At 45.2% G+C, this 11566-nt stretch carries 9 protein-coding genes; 8 read left to right on the top strand and 1 reads right to left on the bottom strand.

Annotated elements, in window-relative coordinates:
• The first annotated feature begins 1 nt into the window (after nucleotide 1).
• The gene (gene hydA / locus ASG85_RS00320) at nucleotides 2-1444 is read left to right on the top strand and encodes a dihydropyrimidinase (RefSeq protein ID WP_060645089.1); all 1443 of its coding nucleotides are present in this window, start codon (nucleotides 2-4) and stop codon (nucleotides 1442-1444) included.
• Nucleotides 1437-1652: a hypothetical protein gene (locus ASG85_RS00315; RefSeq protein WP_060645088.1), complete on the top strand. Its 216-nt coding sequence runs from the start codon at nucleotides 1437-1439 to the stop codon at nucleotides 1650-1652. Before hydA ends, ASG85_RS00315 begins: the two co-directional genes overlap by 8 nt.
• On the opposite strand, the gene ASG85_RS00310 is transcribed toward ASG85_RS00315, so the two are convergent.
• A complete protein-coding gene (locus ASG85_RS00310) occupies nucleotides 1649-3262 on the bottom strand; it encodes a PucR family transcriptional regulator (protein WP_060645087.1) in 1614 nt (537 codons plus the stop codon). The two genes, ASG85_RS00315 and ASG85_RS00310, sit on opposite strands and share 4 nt — an antisense overlap.
• Before the next feature lie 122 nt (nucleotides 3263-3384).
• On the opposite strand from ASG85_RS00310, the gene ASG85_RS00305 reads away from it, so the two are divergent.
• From ASG85_RS00305 to ASG85_RS00280, 6 genes are all read left to right on the top strand, one after another.
• Complete coding sequence (locus tag ASG85_RS00305) at nucleotides 3385-4827, top strand: CoA-acylating methylmalonate-semialdehyde dehydrogenase (RefSeq protein ID WP_060645086.1); 1443 nt, start codon at nucleotides 3385-3387, stop codon at nucleotides 4825-4827.
• Nucleotides 4828-4952: 125 nt separating this feature from the next.
• Complete coding sequence (gene corA, locus ASG85_RS00300) at nucleotides 4953-5903, top strand: magnesium/cobalt transporter CorA (RefSeq protein WP_057301454.1); 951 nt, start codon at nucleotides 4953-4955, stop codon at nucleotides 5901-5903.
• 46 nt (nucleotides 5904-5949) lie between these two features.
• Entirely contained in the window at nucleotides 5950-7716 is a 1767-nt protein-coding gene (locus ASG85_RS00295) for an ABC transporter ATP-binding protein (protein ID WP_060645085.1), read from the top strand.
• On the top strand, nucleotides 7713-9758 hold the full coding sequence (locus ASG85_RS00290; RefSeq protein ID WP_060645084.1) for an ABC transporter ATP-binding protein: 2046 nt from the start codon (nucleotides 7713-7715) through the stop codon (nucleotides 9756-9758). Before ASG85_RS00295 ends, ASG85_RS00290 begins: the two co-directional genes overlap by 4 nt.
• A 176-nt stretch (nucleotides 9759-9934) precedes the next feature.
• Nucleotides 9935-10606: a ribose-5-phosphate isomerase RpiA gene (gene rpiA, locus ASG85_RS00285; RefSeq protein ID WP_057301681.1), complete on the top strand. Its 672-nt coding sequence runs from the start codon at nucleotides 9935-9937 to the stop codon at nucleotides 10604-10606.
• Nucleotides 10607-11122: 516 nt separating this feature from the next.
• Nucleotides 11123-11548 (top strand): DinB family protein, encoded by a 426-nt coding sequence (locus ASG85_RS00280; protein ID WP_235550052.1) that lies wholly within the window; start codon nucleotides 11123-11125, stop codon nucleotides 11546-11548.
• The last annotated feature ends 18 nt before the right edge of the window (nucleotides 11549-11566 follow it).

Genomic DNA, 11566 nt, shown 5'->3' with positions numbered 1-11566 from the left:
CATGTCCAAGCTCATTAAGAACGGAACGATCGTGACGGCTGTTGACCAGTACCAGGCGGACGTCCTTATCGAGAACGGGATCATTACGCAAATAGGTCTGAACCTCTCCAAGGAAGGTGCAGAAATTGTAGATGCCGCAGGTCATTACGTGTTCCCAGGCGGTATTGATCCGCATACCCATCTTGACATGCCTTTTGGCGGCACGGTTACAGCCGATGATTTCGAAACAGGCACGAGAGCGGCCGCTTTCGGTGGGACGACAACGATCATTGATTTTTGTTTAACGAACAAAGGAAAACCGCTGAGTCAGTCTGTTCAAACATGGCATCAAAAAGCCGCTGGCAAAGCCGTCATCGACTATGGATTTCATTTAATGATTGCGGAAATCAACGATGAGGTACTGGCAGAGCTGCCGAAAATGATTCACGAAGAGGGGATCACCTCACTCAAAGTGTTTATGGCTTATAAAAATGTGTTCCAAGCCGACGACGGCACGCTGTATCGGACGCTGCTCGAGGCAAAGCGGCACGGAGCCCTTGTCATGGTACACGCAGAGAACGGCGATGTGATTGAATATTTAATTAAAGAAGCGTTGGAAGCGGGAAATACAGATCCGATTTACCATGCATTAACGCGTCCATCCTTAATTGAAGGAGAAGCGACAGGGCGTGCGGCTAAGCTTACTGCATTGGCTGGTTCTCAGCTCTATGTCGTTCATGTGACGTGCGAAGAAGCCATTCAGCAGATTGCCGAAGCGCGGAATCAAGGCGTTGATATCTGGGGGGAAACGTGCCCGCAGTACTTGATGCTGGATCAGACTTACTTGGAAAAGCCGAATTTCGAAGGGGCGAAATACGTATGGTCGCCTCCGCTGCGCCCGAAACATCACCAAGAGGCTCTGTGGACCGCTTTGAAAAATGGACAGCTACAGACGCTCGGATCTGATCACTGCTCCTTTAACTTTAACGGACAAAAAGACTTGGGGCTTAGTGATTTTAGCAAAATCCCGAACGGAGGACCCTGCATTGAGGATCGATTCTCCATCCTATATTCAGAAGGCGTAGTGAAGGGCCGCATCACGTTGAATCAGTTCGTAGATATCGTGTCTACGCGAATTGCGAAGCTTTTTGGCTTATTTCCCAAAAAGGGGACCATCGCAGTAGGATGCGATGCGGATATTGTCATCTTTGATCCGAACGTAACACGGACGATCTCAGCTGAAACCCACCATATGAATGTGGATTACAATCCATTTGAAGGCATCGTGATCTCTGGGGAGCCTGTCACTGTTCTGTCTCGAGGCGAATATGTGATTCGGAATAAACAATTCGTTGGCACGGCGGGTGCTGGGCAATTCGTGAAACGAGGCACATATCTAGCAGCTTCACGCAATGAAAAAGCGAAGAAAGAAGAAGCTATCAAAGGGGGAGCCACACATGTCTGAGTTTGCACAATTTAAGCTAGAAAAGCAGAAATTGGATGACTTCGTGGCTCAGAAGTTCAAAATCGTCGGGGTGAAGGAAGATCTGGAGGGAGCATGGCTCGATTTCGAACATCCCGGCGGTGAAACGGCGAATCTGCATCTAACGACGGCAAATGCTAGAAAGTATTATGTGTCCTTGCTCCTTAAGCAAGAACAAACGCAAGCTTAAACGATCGCGCCATGTATGTATTCGTAGCCGTGTAGGGCCAGTTCAATGGCAATCCTCTTGTGTGGATGCATGTAATCTTCACCAAGCAGCCCTGCTATTTTGTCCAGACGATGGTACAGGGTTTGCCGGACGATAAACAGCTCCTTGGCAGTATCTTGTTTGGATCCGCATAGCGCTAAATAAACCTTCAATGTCTTCAGAAGCTGTCCATTTTTCTCTCGATCATACTGAATTAATTTCCCGATGTATTCATCAATGAATGACTCCAGCTGACCGGTATGTTTCATTTTTAGTATCACTTTGTTCACATGCTGCTCATGATAGAAAGGGCTTGTAAGCATACCGGTATCTTTCTGTATCTCAATCGTTTCTTGAGCGGACTCATAGCTTTCCTTAACGCGAGTTGGGTCACTTAATGTTTTTCCGATACCGAACCAAGGGGAGAGTAAGATTGTTTCCTGATTAGTCTCTGATTTTTGAAGTCTTTGTATGGCTCTGGAGATTCGTTCATTGCATGGCATGGCAGGCAATTGGTCAAGTAGGATGAATACGATTTGATCCTGTATGACGGTTGGCATGAGATAGAAACCTTCACCTTCGAAAAGGGCGCGGGCGATCATCTGCTTCTGTAAAAGGAGGTCTTCATAGTCCTTGGAAGTTTCGGCTGTCGGGACGATGTCAAATAGACAGACGATGGTTTGGTTCAGCTTCATGGAGGGTTTGATGGAGAACATATAATCGCGAATTTCTTGCCCTGTATGTTTACCGTTCAGCCAATCAGTGACCCAGATATTCTGTTTGTACCGCGTTTTCTCCTCCATATATTTCGTGCGCATCATTTCTTGTGCAATGGCCGTTGCGAACCTGTCTAAAGCAAGGATTTGAAATTCACTGAGTTCCTGATCGGCATATAAAACTAAGTCTGCGAACAAATGTTCCAAGGCTAAAATAGGGCGATGGGCCAGTTTGTTTTTGGCATTAGGAAGTTGAAAGATCTCGCCATAAATCCATTTCTCATAAAAGGCATCGGCCTTCGTTTTCGGCATGGAAGGGACGAACTGCGCCTCCGCGCCGAAGGGAAAGAAGGCGACTTGTGAGTGAGTTGTTTGATGCAGCAGCTTTAAGAGGGCTTGCAATCCTTTCCCCGAGAGGAGTAACTGATTCAGCTGGGTGGAGAGGGATTCCAGGTCTGACACCATTTTGTGATGCTGATGGATGAAGTAGGTGTGTAGATCCTGCGTGATGTCGATATATCGTACTTCTTCGTGGAAAAAGATAAGTGGAAAGTTCTCTTGGGTGGCTAGCTTCTTCATCCGTTCAAGCGGCTGTTTCGTATATGTACCGAGCTCGATACATAATCCTGAAGCACCACTGTTGATCAACTGCTGCAAAAAAGAAAGACTTAGCTCCTCGTTATCATGCCAACCAATGCCTGTGCTTAGAATAAGCTCGTTCCCATTGAGAAGATGGCCGACTTGGGTCACTTCCATGATATGTACCCAACGTACCTTTCGGTTCAAAGCTTCCTCATTTGCGATAGCTTCTGCTTTGTGAAATAGCGGCCTCTGCAAAATATCTTTCACTTTTAATTGTAATAGTGTCTGTACCAAGCAAGTTCACCACCTTCATGTAAGGAAAGTTGACGTATCAGAGCAAAATTGTAATTTCACCTATTATACAATGTGTCCAGAGACTTTTGGGAAAAATTCTTCCTGCTAGGAGATGAACGAATATGAAACTCTTACAAAATTTCGTGCAGGGTGTTTGGATCGATTCAGAAAACGGTTCAGTGAGTGATGTGATTAATCCGGCAACAGGAGAAATCATCGCTCGTGTACCGCTTTCTTCATCTGAAGACGTAGAAGCTGCTGTCCTAGCGGCACAAACGGCTTTCGAATCATGGAGCAGAACTCCCGTGCCCAAACGGGCAAGAGTATTGTTTAAATACTGGCAGTTATTGCAGGAACATGAGCAAGAACTAGCAGAGCTCATTACGTCTGAGAACGGTAAAAGCTATAAAGAAGCGTTAGGTGAGGTACTACGTGGTATCGAATGTGTAGAATTTGCAGCGGGAACACCTTCGCATATGATGGGTTTGACATTGGCTAACATTTCCGCCGATATGGATTCAGAGTTATTTCGTGTGCCACTCGGAGTAGTTGGAGGGATAACACCCTTTAACTTTCCGATGATGGTGCCTTGCTGGATGTTTCCTTTAGCCATTGCTTGTGGAAACACGTTCGTCTTAAAGCCTTCTGAGCGAACACCTCTAACTGCCATGAAATTAGCGTCATTATTTCAGGAGGCGGGGCTCCCTGATGGGGTGCTGAATATCGTCCATGGTGCACATGATGTGGTGAATGCGCTGACAACGTTGCCCGCCGTGAAAGCAATCTCCTTCGTAGGCTCGCAACCGGTTGCGAAATATGTTTATGAGAAAGCTTCTTCAGCAGGTAAACGTGTGCAAGCGCTAGCAGGGGCCAAAAATTATCATATCGTGATGCCAGATGCCCATGTAGAAAAATCAGTTGAGAATATTATCATGTCTTCTTTTGGAAGCGCGGGGGAGAGATGTATGGCTTGCTCGGCTGTTGTGGTTGTTGGGGATGGGGAGAATTTCGTGAATATGCTTCATCAGGCAGCGCGTAATATGGTACTTGGCAATGGGATGAATGAAGATGTAACACTCACACCGATCATTCGAAGTGAACAGCGCACCAGGATTGAGGCCTTTATTGACAAAGGGATAGAGGAGGGAGCGGAGCTTCTATTAGATGGGAGAAATGCGGAGGCTTGTTCGGCTGAAGGATTTTTCCTTGGAGCTACAGTATTTGATCATGTGAAACCGTATATGACGATCGCGAAAGAGGAAATATTTGGACCGGTCTTATCCCTGTTCCGTGCTAAGGATTTGGACGAAGCGCTGCAGCTTGTGAATCAATCTCGATTCGGCAACTCGGCTGTCATCTATACTGAAAATGCAAAAGCTGTACGCAAATTTCGAGAAGAAGTGGAAGCGGGAATGCTTGGCGTAAACGTTGGCGTACCGGCTCCGATGGCCTTTTTCCCATTCTCGGGCTGGAAAGACTCTTTCTATGGTGATTTGCATGCCAATGGCAAAGATGGTGTAGAGTTTTATACGAAGAAAAAGATGATTACATCACGTTATTTTTAAAATAAGTTTTAAAAAGAATAAGGGAATGAGGGCCGCGAGCGATTGCGGCTTTTTTTCCGTTGTGTATGGACAAGCTTTAATCGTTGATGTAGGTTAATGAATAGGGAATTAAGGGGGAGACTCAAGTGATTAGAATATTGGCTGTTAACGAAGAACAGGAGATTATCCATATATCCTCATTAGACGATCTGAAACATTCAAATATAGATCGGTACTGGGTAGATTTCAATGCGCCTTCCAAGGAGGAAGCCTTACTTTTACAAAAGCACTTTCAATTTCATCCGCTTGCTGTAGAAGATTGCTATCATTATCTGCAGCGACCTAAATTAGATCATTATGAGGATACTCATTTTTTTGTTCTTCATGCTTTGCATCCTGAAACGTTAGCTGCGGAAGAAGTAGACATGTTCTGGGGCACTAACTTCATCGTTACCTTTCATTATTCACCGTCTAAGGAAATTGATGAGGCATGGCATCGGATGGCAGAACAACAAAAGTTTCGTGAGAAAGGTATCATATACACGGCCTACTTAATTATCGATAAGCTGGTAGATGAATATTTCCCTAGTCTATATCAAATCGAAGATCAGTTAGATGAAATCGAAGTAAGAGGTAAAAGTGTTCCGGTTCATATCTTAATGAATGAAATATTTGAAATAAGAGCAAAGCTGTTAAAGATTAGAAAGACAATTGTTCCTATGAGGGATCTGCTTTATCGTGTTATAAATACCGAAAAAATAGATGGTCTTAAAGAACATGTCGTCTATTTTACAGACATCTACGACCATCTGCTTAAGCTCTCAGAAATTATTGACTCCAATCGAGATTTAACTGCGGATATACGGGATAGTTATGTTTCCATAAATTCCTATCGAATGAATACGATTATGAAGACTTTAACGGTGATTACGACAATTTTCATGCCTTTAACATTTATAGCTGGAATATACGGAATGAATTTTCAAAATATGCCGGAGCTTACTTGGCGTTGGGGTTATTTTATTGTTCTATTTATCATGTTCGGCATTGGTTTCGGTATGTATTTGCTATTCAAAAATAAGAAATGGTTTGATTAGTCGTATTAAATATTAATGTCATTAATTATTATCGGAGGACGCTTCTATGACGAAGCATAAACAAAAAAAGCATAACACGATGGGGCAATATACGGAGCTGCTTAGCCGATATTTGTTCCCCCAAAAGGGTACGCTCATTGTCTTGACGATGCTCTTATTCGCATCTATTGGTCTTCAGCTCATCAACCCGCAAATTATTCGCTATTTTATCGATACCGCTCAAACGCAAGGGGCGATGCAGCCACTGATCACAGCCGCGATTATGTTTATTGGCTTTGCGCTTGTTCAGCAGCTGGTTTCCGTCATAGCTACCTATTTTAGTGAAAATGTAGGGTGGAAAACTACGAATAAGCTGCGAGTGGATCTTGCCGCTCATTGTTTATCACTGGATATGTCATTTCATAAATCACATACATCAGGCTCGCTCATCGAACGTGTGGATGGGGATGTGAATGCTCTGGCCAATTTCTTCTCGAGCATGATCATTCATTTATTGGGTAATCTGCTTTTGATGGCTGGCATTATTATTTTGTTGCTGCGGGAAAATTGGCTGATTGGCGCGGGGATGGCCTTTTTCGTCATTTTTGCAGTCTTTATGATTCAATGGATTCGTAAATTTGCTGTTCCAGTTTGGGCGGGTTGGCGGCAGGCGAACGCAGAGTTTTATGGGTTTATTGGTGAGCATTTGGAAGGAACAGAAGATATTCGCGCTAATGGCGCAGTCGGTTTCGTTATGAATCGCTTCTATACCATGCTTAGAAAAATGCTGCCGCTTCGGGTGAAAGCCTTTCTCGGTTTCTGTGCGATGTGGAACATGTCTATTTTCGTTTTTGCACTTGGTAACGCTATGGCGTTTGGTATTAGTGCGTATCTGTGGCACACCCAGCATATCTCGCTAGGTACTGTATATCTGATTTTCTTCTATACGGAATTATTAGCCAAGCCGATTGAGAAGATTCGTACGCAAATGGAAGATTTGCAAAAGGCAGACGCCAGTATTTCACGTATTCGCGAGCTGTTCGCTATCCAGTCTGAGATTATGGATGGGACGGGAGCTCCATTACCGGAAGGACCGCTTAGTGTTGAATTTCGTGATGTCACGTTTAGTTATGATGGGGATCAGCCTACAATTGAGGGGTTAAATCTGACACTGAAACCAGGAGAAGTTCTAGGACTCCTTGGCCGCACGGGGAGCGGAAAGTCAACGATGGCAAGATTGCTGCTTCGCTTTTACGATCCTCAAAGTGGAAGTATTGCGCTTGGTGATACTGATATCCGGAGCTGTAAGTTAGTTGACCTACGTAAACGTGTAGCTCTTGTGACGCAAAATATTGAAATTATGCAAGGGACCATTCGAGATAACCTAACCTTTTACGACGATTCGATCAAGGACGGACAAATTATTGAAGTACTCAAGGAACTTGGACTAGGAGCGTGGTATGAAGCCATGCCTGAAGGGTTAAATACAGGTTTAGCTTCCGGGGGAGGAAGCTTGTCTGCAGGAGAAGCACAGTTGCTAGCCTTCGCACGGGTTTTCTTAACGAACCCCGGTCTTGTGATTATGGACGAAGCTTCTTCAAGACTTGACCCGCTGACAGAGCAGCGTATGGAAAAAGCGGTTTCTAAACTGTTGACACAGCGATCCTGTATCATGATTGCGCATCGTTTAACAACCGTTCAACGAGCGGATCATATTCTTATTCTAGATAATGGGCGCGTTTTGGAATCGGGTAAAAGAGAGCATCTGGCCGCAGATCCGAACTCTCGCTTCAGCCAATTGCTGGCCACAGGCTTAGAGGAGGTGTTGGCATGAATACGTATCAATATTTGTGGCGGCTTATTATGTACCGGCCCATACGGTATCTGGTTAACGCCATTGCTTGGACCGTTATCTATTTGGCGCCGATTGCGCCTGGACTTATAACGAAAGAGTTTTTCGATTCTCTGACAGGTACGTCGGCGCTAGGTTATGGTGTATGGGGACTGATCGCATTGTTAATGGCTGCAGCATTAGGGCGTATTATGCTGATTGTGATTGGTTTTATTACGGACGTTAATTTCCGCTTTCGTATGGGGATGCTGCTTAGACGCAACTTGCTCGAGCATGTATTAAAACAGCCTGGGGCACAAGCCATTCCCGTTTCGCCTGGGGAAGCAATTAGCCATTTCCGAGATGATGTCGATCAATCAGAAGAGGCAGCAAGCTGGTCGGTCGATGTGTTCGGAATGACCTGTTTTGCCCTTGTTTCGGGCTATATCCTGATTCAGATTGATGCTCAAATGACGCTGCTTGTGTTTATGCCGATCGTTCTCGTCATTACGGCTGCGCAGTTGGCTACGGTTCGCTTACAGAAATATCGTGCAGCTAGCCGCGAAGCTACCTCCAAGGTAACGGGAGAGATTAGCGAAATGTTCGGCAATGTGCAGGCGATTCAAGTCGCCGGTGCGGAGAAACGAGTGATTGCTCGGTTCAGCAGCTTCGGTGATGACCGTAGGAAAGCAATGCTGAAGGATCGGCTCATGGGTGAGCTGCTGGATTCGGTGTTTTCTAACTCGGTTAACTTGGGGACTGGGCTCATTCTATTGCTGGCTGGAACAAAAATGAGAGCTGGGACGTTTACCGTTGGTGACTTCGCTTTGTTCGTATACTATTTAACTTTTGTTACGCAGTTTATCACGAATGTGGGCAAATTTATTACGTATTTTAAGCAGATGAGTGTGTCGCTGGAGAGATTGACGTTTCTTTTGCAGGGGGCATCGGCTAAGGTTCTTACGATGGTTAATTCGCTGCATTTGAAGGTGGAGAATAAAGTGGCGGAAGCTACTGTGTCCACTATCCCTTTGGCTCAGGAAGGAAGAGAGAATGAAAGTCTGGGTCGGGTAAAGAGGGTGGATGGACTTGAGCATGAGGTTGCGAGTGGGCTAGTAGGGCAAGGACACGAGAGAGAAAATGCTAGTGGAGCAAATATAGGGCGAGGACTCGAGAGATTTAGCGTGGGTGAGGCAGAGCAAGAGATAGGATTCGAGCGTGAATTTTCGGATGAGGTAAAGCAAAAGGCAGGATTCCAGCATGAAATTGCGGTTGACGAGAGATACAATCGTGAAAAAGAGATTGATGTCTCGTTGCAGCGGCTAGATGTGAATGGACTGAGCTACGCTTACTCTGATACCGGCAGAGGGATCTCGGACATTCACTTCAGCTTGAAAAGAGGATCGTTCACCGTTATTACGGGAACGATTGGTTCGGGCAAGACCACGCTTGTTCGCTCGCTCCTTGGGCTTTTGCCCAAGGGAGAGGGAACGATTGCGTGGAATGGTGTGCCCGTCGAAGATCCGGGCACATTCTTTACACCGCCGCGGAGCGCTTATACCGCGCAGGTTCCGCGGCTATACAGCGATACGCTGCGCAACAATATTTTGCTCGGGCAAGCGGAGCAAGGCGATAGCTTGCAAATGGCCTTGCACGCGGCGGTGATGGAGTTCGACGTCGCGCAGCTGCCCGGCGGGCTGGACACCGTCATCGGCCCGCGCGGGGTGAAGCTCTCCGGCGGGCAAGCACAGCGGACGGCTGCAGCGCGCATGCTCGTGCGAGACGCCGAGCTGTATGTGTTCGACGACCTGTCGAGCGCGCTCGACGTCGAGACGGAACAGAAGCTGTGGGAACGGATGTTCCAGCGTCGAAGCGATGCGACTTGTCTGGTCGTATCCCACCGCAAAACGGCGCTCACACAAGCGGACCACATCATTGTAATGAAGGACGGGCGAATAGAGGCCGAAGGAAATTCGGAGGAACTGCTGCGGCAGAGTGCGACGTTTAGGGAACTGTGGTATGGCGATGAACGGCATTCATCATGAATATGTAGAGAAGCCTGAGAGAGCGGGCTTCTTTTTATTTGTGTAAAGGAAATTTGTTGGGATTTCACGAAGATATATGAACTCCTTTTCCAAAGGGCAAAGATTGTAATTCAGATATAATGAGGGCAAAATAAGGTAAGGAAAAACCTAAATTCAAGGAGTGAGAACAGAAAATGCTGAACCCCAAAAAACTAGCAGCTGAGAAAGCTGTTGAATTTATTGAAGATGGCATGGTAGTTGGATTAGGTACAGGATCAACAGCCTATTGGGCAATCCAAAAAATTGCTCAAAGAATACAGGAAGGACTTCGTATCAGGGCAGTAGCGAGTTCTAGAAACTCAGAAGAATTGGCAAATAAATTAGGAATTCCTATAGTGCCTTTTTCTGAAATAGATGTAATAGACATAACGATTGATGGTGCCGATGAGGTTGATAATGACTTGAATTTAATTAAGGGCGGAGGCGGCGCATTAGTCAGAGAGAAGATACTAGCAATAAATAGTAAGAAATTTTTCGTAATTGTAGATGAATCAAAACGAGTAGAATATCTAGGTGAATTTCTTTTACCGGTCGAAATCGTACCCTTTGCTGCGAATTTAACAATGAATAAATTAAAGGAACTAGGCTGTGACACGAGGATTCGAATGAGTAACGATAAGGAGTATATTACGGATAATGGAAACATAATCGTAGATTGTAACTTTGAAAAAATAGTAGAGCCCATAGAGCTAAATAAACAAATCAACGTAATTCCAGGTGTTGTTGATAATGGCTTATTTGCTCGCATGGTAAGTTCATTAGTCATTGGATATAACGATGGTAGGGTCATGATTATCGACCAACCATGAGGGTGGCATGAAATCACGTTATATGTATTTAGAAATGAGCTGCTGAAGTGAATTTAACAGCATGTTTTACAGCAAATATTATTCGAGGAATGCTCCAACGGGGGCTAGGTGCTGGGGGTGGGAAGTGGGAACTGGACTTGGCACTTAGCACTTAGCACTTGGTACTTAGCACTTAGCACTTAGCACTGGGAACTTGGAACTTGCAGAGGTTGTTGTTGTTGTTGTTGTTGTTGTTGTTGTTGTTGTTGTTTTGGTAGAGGTAGTTTCCTTAGAGTTTTTAGACTAGTGTAAAAACTCTATAGGAAGTTTTGAGCGAGGTGTCAAAACGCAAAGCAGGGAAAATCTACCAAAATAACGAATCTAAATAAGATCATTCTAACGAATAAATAAGGAGCGAAAGTACATATGCACGATACACCAAATCTACTCTTAATCTCAGACATACCTGGTTATGCGCCTCAAATTAGTAGGTTAATGTCAATGATGAATTACACGAGAAGTACTACGCTGTGAAGTGTGGAAGGACTCACAACCGAGCAATTAGACTATACAATCGACGAAACAAGCAACTCCATAGGCTCTTTGCTGCTGCACTTCGCAGCTGTCGAGGTTGCTTATCAGTTGGAGACTTTCGAGCACCGTGACTTGAACGAGGAGGAAATGAGAATATGGGGAGCAGCTCTCGAGCTTGGTGACCAAGGAAGAGCCCAGATTAAGGGGAATAACCTCGACTATTATCTCAACATCATGAGCGAAGTGCGAAGCAAAACGTATGAGGTTTTCAAGTCGTTGACAGATGATTGGTTGTATGAAGAGTATCCATTCTGGCAGAACCAGCCAGCCAACCATTATTTCATGTGGTACCACGTGTTTGAGGATGAGATTAATCATCGGGGACAGATTCGTTGGATGAGGAAACGACTTCCGGTGTTAAAGCAGTGAATTTTATCCCGATAGGAG

Origin of the sequence: Paenibacillus sp. Soil724D2, assembly GCF_001427935.1 — a bacterium.
In the GTDB taxonomy this organism is placed as follows: Bacteria; Bacillota; Bacilli; order Paenibacillales; family NBRC-103111; genus Paenibacillus_E.
Note: the sequence above shows the minus strand (reverse complement) of the source record. Positions and strands in the feature narration are given on the sequence as shown.